The 20,627-nt window shown below is 36.8% G+C and carries 16 protein-coding genes, 1 tRNA gene and 3 pseudogenes; 10 read left to right on the top strand and 10 right to left on the bottom strand.

The genetic code is table 11. The features are described 5' to 3' along the window. The first annotated feature begins 464 nt into the window (after positions 1-464). A complete protein-coding gene (ubiC, locus tag PVV65_RS03725) occupies positions 465-974 on the top strand; it encodes a chorismate lyase (RefSeq protein ID WP_273789266.1) in 510 nt (169 codons plus the stop codon). A 512-nt stretch (positions 975-1,486) separates the two neighbouring features. Here ubiC and PVV65_RS03730 read toward each other — a convergent pair. Continuing rightward, positions 1,487-1,939 carry a GatB/YqeY domain-containing protein gene (locus tag PVV65_RS03730; protein ID WP_273789267.1) on the bottom strand — a complete coding sequence of 151 codons (453 nt, stop codon included), beginning with the start codon at positions 1,937-1,939 and terminating at the stop codon, positions 1,487-1,489. Positions 1,940-2,198: 259 nt separating this feature from the next. Here PVV65_RS03730 and carA point away from each other — a divergent pair, with 259 nt between their 5' ends. After that, positions 2,199-3,395, top strand: coding sequence for a glutamine-hydrolyzing carbamoyl-phosphate synthase small subunit (gene carA / locus PVV65_RS03735; RefSeq protein WP_273755079.1), 1,197 nt, complete (start codon positions 2,199-2,201; stop codon positions 3,393-3,395). A 1,616-nt stretch (positions 3,396-5,011) separates the two neighbouring features. Here the strand turns inward: carA and PVV65_RS10000 are convergent. After that, positions 5,012-5,275: an MFS transporter gene (locus PVV65_RS10000; RefSeq protein ID WP_404978390.1), complete on the bottom strand. Its 264-nt coding sequence runs from the start codon at positions 5,273-5,275 to the stop codon at positions 5,012-5,014. A 535-nt stretch (positions 5,276-5,810) separates the two neighbouring features. Here PVV65_RS10000 and PVV65_RS03745 point away from each other — a divergent pair. Continuing rightward, positions 5,811-6,647 carry a DUF1460 domain-containing protein gene (locus tag PVV65_RS03745; protein ID WP_273789268.1) on the top strand — a complete coding sequence of 279 codons (837 nt, stop codon included), beginning with the start codon at positions 5,811-5,813 and terminating at the stop codon, positions 6,645-6,647. Positions 6,648-7,364: 717 nt separating this feature from the next. On the opposite strand, the gene PVV65_RS03750 is transcribed toward PVV65_RS03745, so the two are convergent. Then, on the bottom strand, positions 7,365-8,273 hold the full coding sequence (locus tag PVV65_RS03750) for a cation diffusion facilitator family transporter (protein WP_273789269.1): 909 nt from the start codon (positions 8,271-8,273) through the stop codon (positions 7,365-7,367). 727 nt (positions 8,274-9,000) lie between these two features. On the opposite strand from PVV65_RS03750, the gene PVV65_RS03755 reads away from it, so the two are divergent. Continuing rightward, a complete protein-coding gene (locus PVV65_RS03755; RefSeq protein ID WP_273789270.1) occupies positions 9,001-9,816 on the top strand; it encodes an RNA methyltransferase in 816 nt (271 codons plus the stop codon). 287 nt (positions 9,817-10,103) lie between these two features. On the opposite strand, the gene mnmA is transcribed toward PVV65_RS03755, so the two are convergent. After that, on the bottom strand, positions 10,104-11,327 hold the full coding sequence (gene mnmA, locus PVV65_RS03760; RefSeq protein WP_273789271.1) for a tRNA 2-thiouridine(34) synthase MnmA: 1,224 nt from the start codon (positions 11,325-11,327) through the stop codon (positions 10,104-10,106). Between the two features lie 428 nt (positions 11,328-11,755). Here mnmA and PVV65_RS03765 point away from each other — a divergent pair, with 428 nt between their 5' ends. Next, positions 11,756-12,031: a DUF1153 domain-containing protein gene (locus PVV65_RS03765; RefSeq protein WP_273789272.1), complete on the top strand. Its 276-nt coding sequence runs from the start codon at positions 11,756-11,758 to the stop codon at positions 12,029-12,031. 141 nt (positions 12,032-12,172) lie between these two features. On the opposite strand, the gene PVV65_RS03770 is transcribed toward PVV65_RS03765, so the two are convergent. Then, positions 12,173-12,559, bottom strand: a complete 387-nt coding sequence (locus PVV65_RS03770; RefSeq protein ID WP_273789273.1) for a flagellar export protein FliJ — start codon at positions 12,557-12,559, stop codon at positions 12,173-12,175. Between the two features lie 551 nt (positions 12,560-13,110). Here PVV65_RS03770 and ctrA point away from each other — a divergent pair. Next, a complete protein-coding gene (gene ctrA / locus PVV65_RS03775; protein WP_273789274.1) occupies positions 13,111-13,812 on the top strand; it encodes a response regulator transcription factor CtrA in 702 nt (233 codons plus the stop codon). A 224-nt stretch (positions 13,813-14,036) separates the two neighbouring features. Here ctrA and chpT read toward each other — a convergent pair whose 3' ends face one another. After that, positions 14,037-14,675: a histidine phosphotransferase ChpT gene (chpT, locus tag PVV65_RS03780; RefSeq protein WP_273789275.1), complete on the bottom strand. Its 639-nt coding sequence runs from the start codon at positions 14,673-14,675 to the stop codon at positions 14,037-14,039. 215 nt (positions 14,676-14,890) lie between these two features. On the opposite strand from chpT, the gene PVV65_RS03785 reads away from it, so the two are divergent. The 3 genes and pseudogenes from PVV65_RS03785 to PVV65_RS03795 all read left to right on the top strand — a co-directional run. Beyond that, positions 14,891-15,487 carry a DUF1134 domain-containing protein gene (locus PVV65_RS03785; RefSeq protein WP_273755071.1) on the top strand — a complete coding sequence of 199 codons (597 nt, stop codon included), beginning with the start codon at positions 14,891-14,893 and terminating at the stop codon, positions 15,485-15,487. A gap of 27 nt (positions 15,488-15,514) precedes the next feature. Next, positions 15,515-16,158 (top strand): annotated as a pseudogene (locus PVV65_RS03790) (hypothetical protein). A gap of 411 nt (positions 16,159-16,569) precedes the next feature. Further along, positions 16,570-16,818, top strand: a pseudogene (locus PVV65_RS03795) (Arm DNA-binding domain-containing protein); the annotation flags it as partial. An 87-nt stretch (positions 16,819-16,905) separates the two neighbouring features. On the opposite strand, the gene PVV65_RS03800 reads toward PVV65_RS03795, so the two are convergent. Further along, on the bottom strand, positions 16,906-18,024 hold the full coding sequence (locus PVV65_RS03800) for a DegT/DnrJ/EryC1/StrS aminotransferase family protein (protein ID WP_273789276.1): 1,119 nt from the start codon (positions 18,022-18,024) through the stop codon (positions 16,906-16,908). A 49-nt stretch (positions 18,025-18,073) separates the two neighbouring features. Then, entirely contained in the window at positions 18,074-19,030 is a 957-nt protein-coding gene (locus PVV65_RS03805) for a Gfo/Idh/MocA family protein (RefSeq protein ID WP_273789277.1), read from the bottom strand. 161 nt (positions 19,031-19,191) lie between these two features. Here PVV65_RS03805 and PVV65_RS03810 point away from each other — a divergent pair. Further along, positions 19,192-19,268: transfer RNA gene (locus PVV65_RS03810), tRNA-Met, on the top strand. 188 nt (positions 19,269-19,456) lie between these two features. Here PVV65_RS03810 and PVV65_RS03815 read toward each other — a convergent pair. Beyond that, on the bottom strand, positions 19,457-20,275 hold the full coding sequence (locus tag PVV65_RS03815; RefSeq protein ID WP_273755068.1) for a DNA adenine methylase: 819 nt from the start codon (positions 20,273-20,275) through the stop codon (positions 19,457-19,459). A gap of 77 nt (positions 20,276-20,352) precedes the next feature. Then, positions 20,353-20,627, bottom strand: a pseudogene (locus PVV65_RS03820) (hypothetical protein); the annotation flags it as partial.

Here is a 20,627-nt window from a genome sequence, read left to right on the forward strand (position 1 = left end):
TCAATTAAAGGGATCAAAAGCATTGAATAAAAAATTTAAATGATGATACATTCTGTGCATTGATTTTTAACGATGAAAAGATATTAATAATCATTAATATAACTTAAAATCTATCTAAATAATGCTACTTTTATTATAAAAAATACGATAACCGTTTCATCTTAATCTAAAAGGTTTGAGTATCCCGCTTTTTAAAATATAATATAAGGGGCTTTACTCTTCTTAAAATTTTTTCTTTACTCTTCATCCCTTTTCCTATGCAATTACAAACGAATGTTAAAGTAGAAAATACTCCATAACCTATTTTTACATATCTTCTTTTAAAGATCTTTTCTTTCGATTTTTCATTTGATATTTTCCTATTAAAATCTCGCTGCTTTTATACGTCTGTGCTACAATAAAGCCATCTCTTTAGCGCACTCAGCATAACATGTGGAATAGGATTTTAGATGTGGAGTAAAACGATGTCTGATCTTGAAGTTTCCATCTTACCACCTCTGAAGTGGCTCTTTGATCAAAATCCTTCCATACCAGAAAACATTCGGGATTGGCTCATGGAAACGGGTTCGATGACGCTTCGATTAAAAAAATATTGCACCTGCTTCCAAGTTCAACAACAACGCGAATGTTTTATTACACGAGATAAATTAAAGGAAGAAGCAGAACATCTTCCCAAAAGTGCGCGTTATTGGTTACGCGAAGTCATATTGATGGGTGATAATAAACCTTGGCTCCTTGGACGCACTGTCATTCCACAAGAAACCCTTCACCACAATCAAGCCTTGATGCATTTAGGAACGATCCCCTTAGGCCACTATTTATTTAACAGTGACAAACTAACCCGCGATTACATTCATATTGGCCAACAAGGAACGCTATGGGCACGCCGTTCCCGTTTGCGGCTAACGGGGAAGCCATTGTTGCTCACTGAGCTGTTTTTAAAAGACTCACCACTGCACTCCCACCATCAATGAGGATACTCATTTTATTTTGCGCAATGTACAGATTTTTCATAGTTTTAAGGGAGGTATCAGAGCAAAAAATCCTTAAAGCCATTTCAAAACAAATTACAAACAAAGACTTCTATTCGGAATATTTCTTTATCTCAGCTTAAAAATATTTTTCATAAAAAAGCATTTTAAAGTTTTTCCTTCCTTATCACAATCATGAAAACCAGCGCTTGAATTAAGCAGATACTCCCCATACTGGTAAAACCATCTGCATTTAAACTTCTTGCTAAATAATCATCACTCTTAAAAAATAACAGCAACTCTTTATCAAAAAGATGCTTTGAAACATCACAAAAGACGACAATAAATCTTTTTAAAAGTAAAAAACTATAATCTTTTTGTTCTTTTATGATGTAACAGCTTTGAAAAACAGAAAAATGTAAGATAGAAAAAAACGTCCTATTGCCCTATAAGCCCCCAAAAACAACCGGCTCATTTCAAAAGATCATTGTCCAATTCCTTTGAATTGATAAGATCTATTGCAATTTTTTACGAAGATTATTGCACACTTTAGAAAAATTCATTTGCCCTGCATACCGTTCCTTAAGCCACGCCATTACCTTACCGATATCACGTAATTTTTTAGCTTTCGTTTGTGCCAAAGCTTCACAAATAACCTGTTCTACTTCCATCTCTTTAAGCTGATAGGGAAGAAATTCACGAATAACTTCTATTTCTGCTTGTTCTCTCTCTGCTAACTCCAAGCAACCAGATTCTTTATACACACGCATTAACGCTTCACGCTGTTGAAGCATTTTCGTAAAAACAGACTGTATCTGCTGATCATCGACTTCTAGTTTTCCTTCATCATAATAAAGAATATCACGATCCCTAACCGCAGCATTCATTAAACGAAGTGTAGCAAGACGCGCGCTATCCTGCACTTTCAAAGCAGCCTTAAGAGCCCCATCAATCTGATCACGCAACATAAATTTATCCAATTTTGTTCAAACGGGAAATGCCTTTTAACCAATCTTTATTCATCTTGCAATGGAGGATAAAAAAATAATTGAGAGCTCGATCTTAGAAAAGATAAAAACAAGACTTTACCTCTTCATGGAATATCCTTATACTTCCTGTTTTAAGCGAAACATGACTAGAATAATAGACACAGCATCTGTTAGAGGTATGATTTTTGTGTAAAGTTAACCATTATACCTTTCAGAAAGTAAATTGTGGATAAGCACTATGATACAAACAGTTTCATCGAACAGCCCTTGGAGTGTTAGCAAACCTACAGCCCTCTTAGTCCTTGCTGATGGAACCGTCATTGAAGGCAAAGGAACAGGTGCGACAGGTATTGCTGAAGCTGAGGTATGTTTTAATACCGCCATCACAGGCTATGAAGAAATCCTCACAGACCCATCATACACACAACAAATCGTTAATTTTACATTTCCTCATATAGGAAATGTAGGGGCAAATAGTGAAGATATTGAAGCTGTTACACCTCTCAACAATCACGGTGCTGTTGGGGCTATTTTCAAGGCAGATATTACACATCCTTCAAACTATCGTGCCAATGAAAACCTTCATCAATGGCTTAAAGCCCGTAAAATTATTGCACTTTGTGGTATTGATACACGTGCACTTACAATCCTTATTCGTGAAAAAGGTGCGCAAAATGCTGTTATTGCGCATAATCCTGATGGAAATTTTGATATTCCTTCTTTAAAAAAACGTGCACAAAAATGGCATGGTCTCGTCAATCTTGATCTTACGAAAGAAGTGACATCTCAATCGTCAATGCAATGGGATGAAAAACCATGGCGTTGGAATAAAGGATATAGCACAAACAATGTGCACAATCTTCATATCGTTGCCATTGACTATGGTATTAAACGCAATATTCTCCGCCTTATGGCAACACAAAAAGCACGCATCACTGTTGTGCCCGCCCACACAACGGCACAAGAAATTCTGGCAATGAATCCTGATGGTGTTTTTCTTTCTAATGGGCCAGGAGATCCTGCAGCAACAGCTCAATATGCCATCCCAACAATCAACACATTGATTGATCATAATTTACCAATTTTTGGAATATGTCTTGGTCATCAACTCCTCGCCCTCACGGTTGGCGCAAAAACCGTAAAAATGCACCAAGGACATCATGGTGCAAACCACCCTGTTAAAGACCTTAACAGTGGAAAAGTTGAAATTGTATCGATGAATCACGGTTTTGCTGTCGATACTACCTCTTTACCAAAACATGTTCAAGAAACCCATATCTCTCTCTTTGACGGTTCAAACTGTGGTATTCGAATCATTGGAAAACCTGTTTTTTCTGTTCAATATCATCCCGAAGCTTCTCCGGGACCACAAGATAGTCACTACCTCTTTCAACATTTTTCTGATCTCATTATGAATTATAAAAAAATATCTTAAAATAAAATGCCTCACCTTCTTGCTTCTCGTCTTCGAATTATATCATTTTCCTACCCATAACGGTATTTTTACCGACAATTTATGGAATAAGTATTATTTTCATTATTTTACAACTTAAATAAAAATGCTGAATAGCGTAAAATTCTCATCCTCTCCTCCTGTTCGTCCTCATACCTTTCCTTTTAAGATTGTATTAATCAAAATCACGGGCTTACACACCCCACAAACAAGATGAGTTTCAATATTTATTGCCTAACTAAGAGCTGTCGTAACATTGAAAACTGGTAAGGTAAATGATGATGTATCTTTTATAAATAAAGAGAAGTGTATTGTGGATCTTATACCATTTATAGAAACTATTCCCTTCCATTTTTCATCGACATGATCATGAAATTGGTACAGCCCCATTGAAAACGATCCTCTCAAAACAAGTGTTAGATTTACAATACAGTTCTAAATATTCTTACTCGGGCTCAGAGGCATCACTTCTATTAAAAAATGAAATAAACAAAAGTGTGAGATAAGGCAATAAATCCCTGCTTTAAAAAAAATATTTGCGTAAATAATAATTTTGAAAATGGTACGTCGAATGAAAAGAGGAGAGCTAAAAACGGTTTTTCAATTTTATAATTTTATATTCTTCACAAATGAGATTTGCTTCTGATTCCAGAAATTATGCAAATAAATATACGCAGTATTTTACTTCCAATTTGAGTATCAAAAATTTGAAATTATTCGTACAACACTGATGCATCTAACACTGGAGCATTTTTTCAACGTACTGCTTCATGAATACTGAAGGGTAATGAAAAAAAACACGAGCTTTACGATTCAGCCCCATATTGCAAAACAAATATCACAAAAAAATTGCATTCTCTAGCAAAATATTCTTACCAGCCCCCTTCAACAAATTAACCTACGCGCAAGGTAAAAATAACCATTGCAACGACAAGAAGCCTTCAACAAAAAGAGCACCAAAAAAATAAAACAGTGCATTTTTATCTGTAAAACACTCAAAGAAAAACACATAAAAAAACAGAATCAAATATTAAACTTAATGAAACAACAGATGTCATGGCTCCTTGTACATTTGTCGGCACCTACACTGAAGCAATAGTACGTATAAGAGCATGAACAAAATATTCAAGCATTGTACACGCACAAACCATATAAAAACCATCCACTCCTTTGTTGTGAATGTATAACCTAGCATAGCGACCGATGCAAACAAAAGCTTCACTATCGTAATACGCCAATCGCTCCATCGTTCAGAAAAACAAGGCAAAATAAGAGCGACGACAGTAAATTGACCTATTCCCAAAACGCTACTATATATAAACTAATGCAAAATGAATTCCACTCATAGCGTTCTTTTGCAATGAATGCCCAAATACTTAAGCCATATAGATTCCGCAAACCAATGAAGAAAAAAGACCAACAATATCCAAAGAACCATCGGATATTACTTCAGTTGCCAAACAGCACCTAAGGGATTTTCCTGCTTAATATCAAAAAAGCGCTTATTTCATAAAGAAAGAGTTTCAGGAACCATAACCCAAGAAAAAATAAAATTAATGAGTGAAAAACCAGCAGCGAAATAAAACAGTATACGCAGATCAAACTGACCTAAAAAAAACACCAATAAATGACCCTAAAATAAATCCTAATGAGGATGCAACGCCCAATAGACCTAAAATTACATGTACGTTTTTTTCATCAGATATATCAGTAAGATAAGCTGTATACGTTGCAAAACTAGCACCACTTATTCCTGACAAAAAACGCCCGATAAATAACATAGAATAACACCATGCTATATTATCAAGAGCAAAGCAAATAATAGAAACAAGTAAAACAGGACAAATAATTACAATACCTATCTAACAATAAAGTGATGAACACTAAAATGAGCCCACGCCGAACAAATTTTGCGATTGAACATGTGATTTTGCATAACATACATACTATTTTACACTCAGTTACTTATTTTACACGCACACTACCCCCGCTTTCTTTTATCTTTTCCTTTTTTAAGTATTCTATACCGCATAAATTTCACATACAAAATAATAGAAAAGCTCAACAATTTTAGAGATATTATAATTTATTTTATTAAACATTATTTCCATTATCGCATCTTAAAAAAATTTAATTCTATTGAAGAGATATACTATAATCATTAAAACCTAAAAGAGATAATCTTTTAAAGTTTTTTCTCATCCTCAAAATATACGATAGAGTTAAAGAAGCATCATCAGAATAACTTAGCACTATAAAAACGGAGCATATTTATTGAGGCCATCAATGATTATATGTTATTATTAAACCCAATAATAATCTAACGAATAAGCATGAGGAAATACCACTTTTAGTGAGAGTTGACCGTGAGCTGTGAATTTAAAAATGGTGTATAAAATGCAAAAAATATCCCTATTAATTCTCACTTTAATGTTTGTGACAGGATGTGATGTTCAAAATTCTGATTCACAAGAGGGTATTTTAGAAAATAAAATAGAAAGTCAACAAACAACCAACGTAGAGCTAGATCCCTACACTTTAAATAAATTAAATGCTCTTCTCCAAAAGCGTTCAGAAATAAATGATCACGAAAAAGGAACTCTGATTGATTTTTTTTCTAAAGCTTTTTTAGGAACACCTTACAAAGCAAATATGTTACATGGATCAGAAAAGATACCAGAAAAACTCATTATTGATTTTAGAGGCTTAGATTGCTTCACTTATCTGGACTATGTTGAAGCATTGCGTAAATCAAAATCTCCAAAAGAGTTCATCAATAACGTCATAAAAACGCGTTACATTAAGGGTAAAGTTCATTTTTTAAATCGAAAACATTTTTTTACAGACTGGGCTTATAGAGAATATAAACGTGCCACTGATATTACCGCTGAAATAAGCCCTCACGCAATCAGCGTAGAAAAATATCTCAATAAAAAAGCTGATGATGGAAACTATCTTCCTGGACTTCCAGTTGTAAAACGCACAATAACGTATATTCCCAGTAACTTTATTAATGAAGAAGTTATAAGTCGTTTAAAATCAGGTGATTTCATTGGCATTTACACAAAACTTGCTGGATTGGATGTAACACATGTGGGGTTCTTTATCATGACGGATAAAGGCCCAATGTTACGAAATGCCTCTTCACGAAAAGAAAACGAAAAAGTCGTTGATTCCCCTTTTATGGATTATGTTGCAAAAATACCAGGAATCATTGTTTTAAGGGCTCTTTAATAACATCATAGCGATATGAAAATAATTTCTCTATTTTTAATAGAAATACTAAAGTTATTCAATAAACCTCTAATTTCGTACAAACTACACGAATAAGATCATTTTGGGAAAATTACAGATTTAAAATTATCTTACTGACTGAAAGCTAAAGGCACGCAAAACTCTGTTATCGTATCACACTTCCTTTTTATACTCTCAACCAAGAATGATCTATAGATTACCGCACTCTAATTTTTATGAATATAAAAGGCATATTTTTTGTAGGAATAAGTAAAGCCAGATATCTTATGGATGTTGTCTCATAAAGTATTTTATATAAAATTTATAATTAAACTTCATTTCCCCCTCATCCTAAAAAACAAGAGATCTATTCCCGTCAGTCCTATAAACAGTCCATCTTCTTAAAGGAATTTCAGCAGCAAACCATTTTCATGTGATTCACTTAAGCTCCACCGGTAAGCCTTACTACTGAATATTTACCGCACACTCTAAAAGAAGTTAATAAATCAAATTTTATAGCTCTTATCTCACCACCCCTTAAATGATAGCGTACGGCAACAGAATAAATCTTGTCTTAGATAGTCAGTTTAACCTTCCATTTTATTGATGCCACAATAAAATCATAGAAAGAACATCATTGTATTTTCAAGAAATATAAACTACCTCACCGTAAAAAATTAACATTCGTAACGTGACAGGAAATTTGAAAAAAACTTTTTATACAAAAGGTATCATTGTTGTACCGAGAGGCAATTTTGCCTCATCTTCAGGCTCAACATGAATAGAAATACGCACATTATCAAATTCTTTTTGAAGAACACCTTCAATTTTATCACAAATTTTATGGGCTTCCCCGACCTGCATGACAGCAGGTACAACCAAATGAAACTCTATAAAAGTAACCCTCCCAGCAACACGCGTGCGTAAATCATGGATCTCAAGTGCGCCATCTGCATTTGCAGAAATAAGCTCCCGAATCCGCATAGTTTCATTCAATTCAACGCCAACATCCATTAATCCTTGAACAGCATTCCTAATCACCTTCCAACCCTGTAAGAGAATATTAACAGCAACGATTATCGCTAAAATAGGATCTAAAACACCCCATCCCCCTACAAAACCAGCAATCAGACCAATTAAAATTGCAAGCGAAGTAAAAACATCCGTTATAAAATGTACCCCATCAGCTTTAAGAGCCGGTGAACGATGATGTTTTCCCTGCCAAATCAGAACCATACCCCATATGAAATTTATAACAGTTGCAACAAGATGAATAACAAGCCACATTCCAGGTTTCTGCAATAATTTAACGCTGGCAAGTGCTATCCATGCTTCTCTTAAAATAACAATTGCCGCAATAATAATGAGAACTCCTTCAAGAATCGCAGAAAAATATTCCGCTTTATGATGTCCAAAAGGATGGTCATGATCCGCTGGCTTCATACTCACTTTAACAGCCCACCATGCCGCCAATGACGCAAGAATATTGACAATTGATTCCAAGGTATCAGAATAAAGTGCAACCGACCCTGTGATATGATAAGCCCAATATTTCAAAGCAAAAACAATACAGGCAATAAAAATAGAGTATAAAGTTAAGCTTTGTATATTGATTTTCACTTTCATGAAACCCATCCTTTTCTTTACGAAACAAGGAATAATATTCTTCAACTCTATAACGATATTTGTGACATATCGCCAATATTTTCTCAATATTACAGAAGTTTTACTATACACTAAACGCCTCAACGCACCCTTGTTATCTGCAAAAAATTCCCCGGTCACACGGACATCAGCAATAAAGGATGAAGAGAGTAAGGCATAAACAAATAAATCCCCTTCATAGAATCATCTTTTGAACAACTTAAAGCCATCCCACCTTTTATGAACGAAAAACCTACTTTTGCTCAAATGTGCCATGATCACGCATTATTTTTTACATTTTATGATATGCATGATGACACCATCTATAAGCATCTCTGCACTTTAGAAAAAATGACTGAGAACTCCCCTATACCTTTACAGCTTAAGGAAGTTTTAAAATATGATTGCCAAAAAACTTAGAAAAAGATTTATAGACCCCAAAAAGAATCTGGGCATTGGGGACCCAGATTCTTTTCCCTTATCATTAAGGGTATACAGAACTTGGGAAATAGCGGGGACCCAAGACACTGCACCCGATACGAAAATAAAATTTATCCCGCATCAGTATTTTTACAATACACCCATTTATATAGGTTGTCAATATAGATTCTACCATAAGTTTTAAAATAATATTTTTTATCTCTCTTTTTAAAAATAAAACAAATTCTAACAACTGGAAATTGAAAGAAAAAAGCATTAAGAATCTCGCATGTATTTAAATATCACAACAATCGACGAAACAAATGACCCACGCCTAAAAGACTATCATAATATCCGTGAAAAAGATCTCGTTGGACGACAACAGCAATTTATTGCTGAAGGTAAAGTAACGTTGTCCGCATTATTGCATTCGAAAGAATTTTCTCCTCTCTCGCTGCTTATCCTAACAAAACTCCTCCCTGGACTTCTACCGCTTTTAGAAAAAACACAGCCTCGATGTCCCATTTATTGCGTTTCACAAAAAGTCATGGATGATATCACCGGTTTTCATGTTCATCGTGGCGTCCTTGGCATCGGTAAACGCAAAACGCTCCCATCATTACAAAGTTTTTTACAAAATCTTCCAGAAAAAGCTTTGATTCTGGTTTTATGTGGTATCTCGAATCATGATAACATGGGATCAATTTTTCGTAATGCAGCAGCCTTTGCCAGTCAGGGCATTATTGTCGACAAAACCTCTTGCGATCCACTTTATCGCAAATCAATCAGAGTTTCTGCCGGCGCTGCTCTAAAAGTACCCTATACGCAAAATGCTGATATAAACGACATTATAGCTGCTCTAAACGATGAAAACTTTCATCTTTATGCGCTCTCCCCTTCTGCCTCTCACACACTCAAGCAAGCAAACAAAACCAAAAGAATGGCTCTTATTTTCGGAACAGAAGGTGATGGCTTACCACCTTATATACTACAACAATCACAAGCCTTACGGATTCCTATGATTGATGGCTTTGATAGTCTCAATGTTGCCACAGCCTCAGGGATTGCCCTCGCCCATTTTACCGACTTTGAACACTCAAGATGATAAGATTTTAAGTTGTAACAAATTTGCAATGACGTGTGTTTCTTTGGCCAACCCCACGAGTTGCTATCCGCTAGCATTTGAGAGCATTCATCAAAGACATTTTTACATTTCTTTTTATCAACTTACCCACCATAAGCCTACTTGTCCACCATCCCTCCTTGTAATAGGCAAAAGACATGATTTTGATAGATTCAATCATAAAAAAAACCGCAATGAGAAAGTTTTACACAAACCTCTCATTGAAATTGAAGGATAAAATTATCATTATAAATTAATTTACTATCTTTTTATGAAGCTGTTATTTTAAGTTTAGAGGAAACAGAATCTTCTGTTTCAAGATTGCACAAAACACGCTTCAACATCATTTCAATGTCAGCAGCACGCTCTGAATGCGTTACAAATCCTCCCCCAAGAATACGCGCCTCATGGCCATTTCCATCATAAAGAACGCAAGCTTGTCCTGGTGCCACACCATTTTCACATTCCAGCAGATCAACGGAAAAAAAACCTTCTTTATAATGCAAGCGCGCAAGATGAGGCGGACGGGTTGAACGCACCTTGACCGCCACCTCAATACCTTGAGAAGGAAAATTATCCAACGACTCATCACCAAGCCAATTCACATCACGTAAAAAAAGCTTATGCGTTTCTAACATTTCACGCGGACCAACAATAACACGGGCATTTTCCACATCGAGATAAACCACATAAAGTGCTTCCCCCGTTGACACCCCAATACCACGACGTTGGCCAACAGTATAATTAACAATCCCCGAATGTTTGCCTAAAATCTTTCCATCAATATGGACAATAAAACCAGGATTAGCGGCCTCTGGACGCAGTTTTGCGATAACATCTGAATATTTTCCCTGTGGAACAAAACAAATATCCTGACTATCATGCTTATTGGCAACCGCAAAGCCCATTTCTGCGGCCATTTCACGAACGCGCACCTTTGGAAGATCCCCAAGGGGGAAACGCAAATAATCAATCTGTTCTTGTGTCGTTGCAAAAAGAAAATAACTTTGATCACGATCGTTATCGAGAGGACGAAAGAGTGCTCGATGCGCTCCATGAGAACGCGAACGAATATAATGTCCCGTTGCCAAAGCATCTGCCCCCAATTCACGGGCTGTTGCTAATAAATCAGCAAATTTAACTGTCTGATTGCACGCAATACATGGAACTGGAGTCTCTCCATGAGCATAGCTTTCTGCAAAAGGATCAATAACAGCTTCACGAAAGCGTTTCTCATAATCAAGAACATAATGTGGTATTCCTAATGTTTCTGCCACACGGCGCGCATCTTCAATATCTTGTCCCGCACAACACGCTCCTACCCGATGCGTTGCAGCCCCATGATCATAAAGCTGCAATGTAATGCCAATGACATTATACCCTTCCTTTTTTAAAAGACCTGCAACGACCGATGAATCAACCCCCCCTGACATTGCAACAACAATGCGAGAATCCTCAGGTTGTCCTGGTAAATCAAGACTATTTAAAAACATATACTCATTCTCTATTTATTGCTCTATTAATGGATACCCATATGTTAACATTCTGATATGCGCTTCTTCACCACTTTTATACTATTGCCACTTTTATACTATTGATTGCCTTTATATTGTTTTTTTACCTTTTCCACAACCATAGCATCACTTTTCTTAAAAGCAGCTGTAAATAAAAAAGAGTGATAGAAATAAGGCACCATGGTAATCACTTGGGGGAAATCACTTAGAAAAATCATTGAGAAAAAATTTTTCTCTTTTTTAAAATCTGGCAAAATATTGCAAGAGACGCTTCTTCACAGTTCACTTGAGCCTTTTTTTAAACGCTCAATCACTTTATTAATTTTTTCTTTCAGCGCGTTTAGCTCTTTTTTAAATTTCATGCTCTATAAACGAATCAAGTCCTTGACGAGAGGTAGAGGATACGAATGACCAATTTGATAAAAACACAAATGAAATATGTTATTGGGCCAGATGGAAGTCCGCTTACAATTGCCGACCTACCGCCACAAACAACACGGCGCTGGGTGATTCGTCGCAAAGCTGAAGTTGTTGCGGCTGTCAGAGGCGGATTGTTAAGCCTTGACGAAGCGTGTCAACGTTATACTTTAACTGTGGAAGAATTTCTTTCATGGCAAAGTTTGATCGATGAACACGGCTTAGCGGGATTACGAACGACCAAAATTCAACGCTACAGGCATTAAGTTACCATTAATCAATAACATAAAGCACTTTATAAAAACAGCCAAACTTTTATTAAGTTTGGCTGTTTTTATATTATTTTAATAAGATAAATCTGAAAAAATAACTAATTCAATAATTTTTTTGATCACCCATTCATTGAATTAGCCAACCATTAAATTAGACTGAATCGAAATATCTTCATCATCCGTGGTAGCCTTTTTTTCTCGTGCTTCCAAAAGCTGTGCATGTTGTAGCTGTGTATGAGCTTCATGAAGAGCAATTTCAGCATTGGTTTTTTGAAGCTGTAAATCACGAATGGAGTTGAGCAAATTATCACGTCTTTGCCGAGCAGCACGCGCAAGAGCAGAATAAGCAAAGTGGTGAACATCATTGTTTCCAGATTTACGTTCTTCATGAGAAATTTGTGTTTCCAGTTCTAACACCATTCGTTCAAATTCTGCAATCATCATCTCAAGCTGTGCAATTTCACGGCGCTTTCCACGCACCTGAAACATTCTCAACCGCACCATATTTTCCCGTGGCTTCATACTCACTACTCCTTGATTGTGCCAACTCAAAACGCGCATTCATACTCAATTTATATCGTTTTAGTTATATATCTAGCCGAAAAAAACAGTCTATTAATGAGACTATAACTCCGCACTTCCTTAAAGCATCTGCAAACACAACCTTCTTTAAAGAGCCATAACTATTTCTTTATTTTCCCTCCCACTATAAAATGAAGAGGTTTAAAGCTCCGTAAATAAACACTAAAATTGTAAAAAAGTAATTTATAAGGCTTTTTTTTAGATTAAAGCTTATAGAAGAAAACCTTCATCTCTTATTATGTTAAAAAATACGCGATTTTTTAAAAATAATTTTATAGCCTCTTTCAAAAATAACAATATTTTGTTAACCACTATCATGGATAGTGGGGAATTTGGTAGTGATTGTTACGCGTACTACTGAGATATTCATAAACGCTTATCACTAAGTGTTTGATTTCATGAATTACTTTTATCAACGATGGTTTTACCAACTGTTGATAGCATAGAAATGCTCCTTATGATTCGTAAAGGAGCAAAGTGAGGGATCTAAAATGCGCGTATTATTAATTGAAGATGATAGAGCGGTTACTCAAAGCATTGAGTTGATGTTAAAGTCAGCTAATTTTAACGTTTATATCACTGATCTTGGTGAAGAAGGTATCGATTTAGGGAAACTCTATGATTATGATATCATTCTGCTTGATCTGAATTTGCCCGATATGTCCGGGTATGATGTTTTGCGAACTTTAAGGTTGGCAAAAATAAAAACGCCTGTCCTTATCCTTTCCGGTATGAATGCCATTGAGGATAAGGTTCGTGGTTTTGGCTCTGGGGCAGACGATTATATGACAAAACCTTTTCATAAGGATGAGCTTATTGCACGTATTCATGCGGTTGTTCGTCGTTCTAAAGGACATGCACAATCAGTTATTGTTACTGGTGATCTCACCGTTAACCTTGACGCAAAAACCGTCGAAGTTGCCGGACGCCCTGTCCACTTAACGGGTAAAGAGTACCAAATGCTAGAGCTTCTCTCTTTGCGCAAAGGCACAACACTTACCAAGGAAATGTTTCTCAATCATCTCTATGGTGGAATGGATGAGCCAGAGCTGAAAATTATCGATGTTTTTATCTGTAAACTACGGAAAAAATTGGAAGCAGTCTCTTCTAATGCAAGTTACATTGATACCGTTTGGGGACGTGGTTATGTATTGCGTGATCCAATTGAAGAGAACGTACGAAAAACCGCTTAAGCAGTGAAGATACACATTGTAAAATCTCGGGATGTAGCGGGCCGAGATTTTTCCCAAGATTTTTCTCTGTCACAAATAAAAAAAACTTGCACACAAAAATCTCATATAGAAAGCGCTTAAAGCTTAAGAATTAGCCACACTCTATTCACAAATATAATTTTATCGCTCGTAAATTTGATCGAAGTTTCTTTTCCCCAACACGGCTTAAGCGCTTCTCTATTAATTCAAAGCTTTTTCATACTTTCTAAAACAATACAATGATCTCTTTCATCAATATTTATTTTCATCTCTGCCACTTCAGCAAGTAACATTGTGTAATAAAATTGGATGACATGCGCATCAATAAGCTCTTCTTGAGCTTCTCCATGATATAACGCAAGAAAATGTGGAGGTATACGGAGATTTTCACCCAAAATCTCAAATCGAAAAGAACGTTTATTTTCCTCTTGCACAATCACAACAACAATTTCACCACCACGAGAAACTGTTGCATTTGCAATCAATAACAAATTAAGCAAAAGTTTAACTTCATTTTTTTGTAATAAAAGAGAGGGAACCTGCCATTTTAAAGATGCTTTTTCTTGCCGCATATATTGTTGAGCAACTTTCTCTACAGCACCTGTATCTATTTGTTCTCCACTTGCACCAGCAAAACCAAAAGCCAATCGCGCAAATTGTAGACGTGCAGAAGCACTCGCAACAGATAACCGCACCAGTTGCAAAGCCTCTTCTTCAGCGTCCCCCTCGTCATAAAGCTCCATTGCATTTTGAATAGCCCCCACAGGTGAAATTAAGTCATGGCAAATACGACTACAAAGCAAAGCAGCAAGATCCATAGGCTTCAAAGAAATAGCGAACGTCATAACGATTAAAAACTCCTAAATTCAAAAAACAAACTCTATTTTAAAGAAAAACTCTTAACATCTGATGCATAAGAGAAAACATTAACAATCATGCTAAAAAAAATTCAGAAATAAATTCAAGAATTTAAATAACCTTACATCTTATTTTTTATTTGAATAGAATGAAAATTCTAATATTATCTTTTTGTTTGTCACTAATAAAAGGAGAAAACTCTATGGCTCTCTCTCTGCTAAAATACTGGTACAAAAATATTATATCTTTAATCTTCCTTTTATTCGTCACCATAAACACTACATATGCTCAACTAAAACCGATAGAGCAAAATGAGCCTCATTATTCACTTCAAGAAATTATTGATTCTGGTCATATTTTTTTTGGAAAAACAACCAGTGGTCTAGCGATCGCAATTCAAAATATTTTTTCACAATACGGTTATCCCAATGCCTATATTTTAGGAGAAGAAGCTTCTGGCGCCTTTTTTGCTGGATTAACCTATGGCGAAGGAAAAGTTTTTACCAAAAGTTATGGCCAGCATAAAGTTTTTTGGCAAGGTCCCTCAGTAGGATGGGATTTTGGTGGCCAAGGTTCTCGTCTCATGATCTTGGTTTACAATCTTAAGAGCATAAATAATTTATGGGCCCGCTATGGTGGTATTTCAGGTTCGGCCTATTTTATTGCAGGTGTTGGTTTTCATGTTCTCAAATACCGTGATACCTTGTTAATCCCAATACGGACAGGAATTGGTGCACGCCTTGGTATCAACATAGGATATTTAAAATTAACACCTAGACCGACATGGAATCCGTTTTAAATGTATTCTTATTTGAAAAGGGGTATTATGCTTATTCAATCGTTTCTTTTTTTTATTCTTGGGATTGCCTCCACTTCTTGGTTACTGGTGCTTTTATCTCCTCTCATTTGGCGTAAAGCCGTTCATTTTGCGCATAGAGATATTTGTGCACAAATTCCATTATCACTCACGGAAATACAAGCAAACCAAGATTTTATCCGCGCACAACATGCTGTAGAATTAGCAAAAAACCAACAAAAGTACGAATCTTTGCAAAAAAAATACGCCCAACAAAAAATACATCTGAGCCAAGTAACCGAACAACTTTATCAGCGATGCCTCCCCGCACAAAATACTTCTTCCAAAGAATCGATCGCCATCAAACAAAATATTGTCAAAACAAACAGCTTCAAAGGAAATCAAAAATGATGCGTGAAAAAATCGCATACTATCAGCAACGTTTACAAAAAATCCAAATGCATGAGCTTGATACGACTGCTAACCACCAACTACTGGAAGAACTCCGTGAAGAAACAAAAGACCTTGCAGCAACATTAGCTGCACAAATAGCCCTACAGGAGGGGCATACATCACCCATCAACACATTAATTCAAAAACCCAAAAGCAAAAACGACTTAGCATCACGCATTCGCAAAAAAATAACTTGTCTCTCCTCTAAAAAAACCTATTAAATAAGTTATTTCTTAAAACACTTTCAATGGAGAGAAAAATCAATAAAGGTTCATTGTAACTCTCATAATTCACATGCCTTTTACCAAACGTGACTTTCTCGCTAAACTAAAGAAAAATTTCTTCCCCTACAACGACTTAAAAAAATCCATCTTCTTATCTAACGATTCCGCTTGCCTGTCATATCAGCACCCTAAAGGACGACATTTCATGCGTCCTAAAGGCAAATAACACTTAGTCAACACACTGATTTATAATGATAACTCACTGTTTTGTATGTTGAATGAGAGTCTCGAATAACGTAGGATTCTCTCATTTCAAATCTGTGTATGTTGTATCAGTCAAAACCACTCATTTGCACATAACAAGTGGGATGAGTGTGTGGATCAAATTTGTATAAGAAAGGAGTAAAAATGGTCCTTATGAACCGTCTTAATGCAAGGTCTGTCGCAACATTGGGGGCTGGCAAATATAATGATGGTGCCGGCTTGCTTCTTCATAAGCGTAAAGATGGAGGTGCTCAATGGATTTATCGTTATACCCTTCACGGGCGTCGTCGCGAAATGGGATTGGGTGCTTTGAGAGATGTTTCTTTAAAACAAGCCCGTGAATTGGCAACAGGATGGCGTTCTGTTTTACGTGAGGGGCGTGACCCCATTAAAAATACGCATCATACATTCTAGCAAAAAATACCATCTAGGATGGTCCCATAAAGCTTTTACACAAATTTTAAAGATAAAAACACACTTTCAAGAGTGATAAAAATCTCTTATTTTTTGGATAATGATATCCTGATCCGTTTGCGCTAAGTAAGGATGCATTGGTAAACTTAACACACATTCCCCTAAAGATTCTGAAACAGAAAGGGAATCCTTTACATAAGGAAAGCGTTTATAAGCTGGCTGTTGATGTAAAGGAGCTTTATAATAAATCATTGTAGGGATAGAATTTTTTTGTAAAAAATCTTTTAATTTATCACGCTCTTTTACCTTAATTGTATATTGTGCATAAGCAGAACGAATATTCTTTCCTATTTCTGGAACTGTAACAATATCTCTTAAACCATTGGAATAGCGTTGAGCAATTTCTCCACGCTTTTCCATTTCATCTTCAAAAATCACAAACTTTTCGAGTAAAATTGCAGCCTGAATACTATCAAGACGTGAATTCATACCAATCCGTACATTATCATATTGTGTTTCACCTTTCCCATGAAACAAAATAGAGCGTAAAAGTTCTGCCAAATCATCATTATTAGTGATCATAGCACCTCCATCGCCATAACACCCTAATGGTTTTGCAGGATAAAAACTTGTGGCAGCCACCTCACCAAAAGCACCACACATCGTATTACCGCTTCTTCCACCCATAGATTGAGCAGCATCTTCAATGACAAAAAGATTTTCCTTTGCAGCCACTTGAGCAATTTGCACATAGTCAGCAGGAAGCCCAAATAAATCAACAGCAATAATAGCCTTTGGCTTTAACCTTCCCTCTTTTTTAACCATTTCAATAGCGTGAGACAGTTTTTCAACATCAATATTAAACGTATCGGGTAAAACATCCACAAAAACAGGCTCAGCTCCCACCAAAGCAACGACTTCAGCTGTTGCCGAAAACGTAAAGCTAGGACAAAATACAGCATCCCCTAGACCAATATTTTTAGCCATAAGAGGCATCTTCAAAGCATCTGTTCCATTCGCACATGCAATGACATGTTTAACGCCAAGATACTCAGCCAATTTCTCTTCAAACTCCGTTACTTTTGGCCCCAAAATATACTGACCACTCGCAACCACATGCGCAATTGCAGAATTAATTTTATCTTCAATACGCGCCCGCTGCGCCCCAAGGTCGATGAATTGCATATTAACTCCATTGATCATCATAAGAATACAAAAGCACTACTTATCTCTTTTATTTATTATAATTGACACCAGCAGCTGTTAAAATCCGTAAAACCGCAATAGCATCACTACCATGTGTACGAGGCAATTGACGCGTTTGAATACAATAAAGAAAATGCCGTAATTCACAAGTAAGTGGCAAATCTTCACAAACATCAATGTAACTCAGCTCATCCATGCTAAAAGCCCACTCTTGATTTTCTTTCCAAACGGCAAAATAGTGCATTGCCAATTTACGGTTCCACGATTCCATATCATCAAAAACGAGCATAGCCTTTGTCCCAACAACAGTTAAACGCCTCTCACGATAAGGGCTTAAACGTGAAGCAAAAAGATGACTACGTACACCATTTGGAAAAGTCATATGAACATGAGAAAAATCAGAAATCTGATCAACAACAGCAGCCCCCTCACCGCGAATTTCAGAGGGTTCACATCCTGTCAACGCTAAAATCATTGAGAGATCATGAGGGGCAAGATCCCATAAAGCATCACTGTGTGTGTGAAATTTTCCAAAGCCTAATCGATGAGAGTAAATATATCGCACCTCCCCCAATTCCCCGTTTTTCACCAATTCACACATTTTTTCAAAAGCCGGATGAAAACGTAAAATATGACCCACCATTAAAATCCGTTCGTACTGACGAGCAATTTGGACTTGGCATTCAGCATCAGTAATATTCAAAGCTATTGGTTTTTCCACCAAAACATCTTTACCATTTTTAACAGCACGCAGCACATTTTCCGTATGAAATTGTGGCGGCAGAGCTAATACGAGCGCATCAATATTTCGATGAGCAAAAAGATCATCTGGTGGAACAACCTCTACACCATACATCGCTGCAAAACTGGCAGCACGATCAGCATTAATATCAGAAACTGCCGCTAAAGCCCCAAGAGAGTGGAGTGTCCGTATATGGTTTTCACCCCAATGACCGCATCCTAAAACCGCTACACGTGGCACCATTTTTATGCCTTACCTTATCTTATCATATAAAATTATACTTTTACATATCTAGGATAAAATAGAATGACAAGCAAAAAGCTTAAAAACGATGCTTGACATCTTACTATTCTACCCCTTATATCCGCAGAAAATGTAATTATTTGCACTTATAATTTTATTTTGGCGGAGTAGCTCAGTAGGTTAGAGCAGAGGAATCATAATCCTTGTGTCGGGGGTTCAAATCCCTCCTCCGCTACCATCTTTAGATGTAGCTGTAGCTTGTGTAGCTTGCCAGCTGTAGCTTGCCAGCAGGTTTTGTATATTTTGACACCAGGTTTTGTACCAATTTATTTTTTTTCACATGATTTTTAAGGGGGTCTCAAAGGGTCTTTAAAGGCCTTTCAAAGGGTATTTAAAGACCCTTTAATGAATCTTTTTTCTCTTCTCCTATAAATCACAATTTGAGATGATGAGCTCTTGAGCCGGAGTCGGATTATTTGAACCACACGTATAAGATGTATTCACCTCTTTTATCTTAAATTGGCTAAAGATTTTCCGGATCTCAGGCACATCATTGAGAGAGAGCAGAAACTTCCCCTTTAATTGCGTAAGCAGCGCAGACATCGTCTGATAATCCTCACGCTTAAACAAATCCTTCCCATAGTAATCCTCAACGCCAAAATAAGGCGGATCTAGATAAAACAAAGTGGTAGGCCGGTCATAGCGCCTGATAAACTCAGACCAGTCTAAATGTTCAATGGTCACACCCGATAAACGGCGGTATATAAGCTTTAATAAGCCTTCAAGTTTGAAACTGTTAAACCGTGCACCACGGTTAGGATCAACGCCAAATGTTCGTTTAGTCACCTGCCCAGCAAAACTCAACCGCTGGAGATATAAAAACCGCAAAGCCCGCTCTAAATCTGTCAGGGTCTTTGGATCTTGTAGAGTGAAACGCTGAAACGTCTCACGACTGCTTATCTGGAACTCCAACAGATCCATAAAAGGGTGATAATGGCGTTGCAACACCCGAAAAAAATTTACCACATCACCTGAGCGGTCATTGATGACTTCATATAAGGGAATCAATTTCCGCCTGAAGAATATTCCCCCCATTCCAACAAAAGGCTCAGCATAAGTGCGATGGGGAATGCCTTCAATGATTTTAATAATGGTCTTCGCCAACTTGATTTTGCCACCAACATAAGCAGCAGCTGGTTCCGTAGGATCAACAGATTTTAATGTTTCTTTACAAAGTGTATCCATAATTTTTTAACACTCTTTCATCTATATTAGCCATCTTCTCATTGCTTTAAGTGATAAGAAGTGGCTGCGATGTTAAGTTAAGTTGCATCGGACGGGGTGTTCGCAAAACTTCTCCCGTTGGCTGGGTTGACCAGCCCAGCCTCTATTTTTTTTTCCTTTCCTTGATTTGGTGCCTCTAAGATGATTTCTGTGGTGTAACCACTTTGCTTTTCATAGCGATGGGTAACGGTAGCGGCTTTCCATGGTCCATTGATTTCGCCTCGAAACCCTTGAAGCAGCAGCGGTTGACCCGCCATGATTTCAGGGCGCCCCTCAAGGCTTAAAGAACCACTGCCCACAGCACGGCAAAGTC

The organism is Bartonella sp. ML70XJBT (assembly GCF_028618425.1).
Taxonomy (GTDB): domain Bacteria; phylum Pseudomonadota; class Alphaproteobacteria; order Rhizobiales; family Rhizobiaceae; genus Bartonella.

Coding starts and splice junctions, on each gene's coding strand:
- chpT (WP_273789275.1), bottom strand. CDS start 14,675: ATGACGTTCGCTATTTCTTTGAAGCCTATGGATCTTGCTGCTTTGCTT.
- PVV65_RS03750 (WP_273789269.1), bottom strand. CDS start 8,273: ATGAAAGTGAAAATCAATATACAAAGCTTAACTTTATACTCTATTTTT.
- PVV65_RS03815 (WP_273755068.1), bottom strand. CDS start 20,275: ATGGATACACTTTGTAAAGAAACATTAAAATCTGTTGATCCTACGGAA.
- PVV65_RS03785 (WP_273755071.1), top strand. CDS start 14,891: ATGGCTCTCTCTCTGCTAAAATACTGGTACAAAAATATTATATCTTTA.
- PVV65_RS03800 (WP_273789276.1), bottom strand. CDS start 18,024: ATGCAATTCATCGACCTTGGGGCGCAGCGGGCGCGTATTGAAGATAAA.
- PVV65_RS03765 (WP_273789272.1), top strand. CDS start 11,756: ATGACCAATTTGATAAAAACACAAATGAAATATGTTATTGGGCCAGAT.
- PVV65_RS03770 (WP_273789273.1), bottom strand. CDS start 12,559: ATGAAGCCACGGGAAAATATGGTGCGGTTGAGAATGTTTCAGGTGCGT.
- mnmA (WP_273789271.1), bottom strand. CDS start 11,327: ATGTTTTTAAATAGTCTTGATTTACCAGGACAACCTGAGGATTCTCGC.
- carA (WP_273755079.1), top strand. CDS start 2,199: ATGATACAAACAGTTTCATCGAACAGCCCTTGGAGTGTTAGCAAACCT.
- ctrA (WP_273789274.1), top strand. CDS start 13,111: ATGCGCGTATTATTAATTGAAGATGATAGAGCGGTTACTCAAAGCATT.
- PVV65_RS03730 (WP_273789267.1), bottom strand. CDS start 1,939: ATGTTGCGTGATCAGATTGATGGGGCTCTTAAGGCTGCTTTGAAAGTG.
- PVV65_RS03745 (WP_273789268.1), top strand. CDS start 5,811: ATGCAAAAAATATCCCTATTAATTCTCACTTTAATGTTTGTGACAGGA.
- ubiC (WP_273789266.1), top strand. CDS start 465: ATGTCTGATCTTGAAGTTTCCATCTTACCACCTCTGAAGTGGCTCTTT.
- PVV65_RS03805 (WP_273789277.1), bottom strand. CDS start 19,030: ATGGTGCCACGTGTAGCGGTTTTAGGATGCGGTCATTGGGGTGAAAAC.
- PVV65_RS03755 (WP_273789270.1), top strand. CDS start 9,001: ATGTATTTAAATATCACAACAATCGACGAAACAAATGACCCACGCCTA.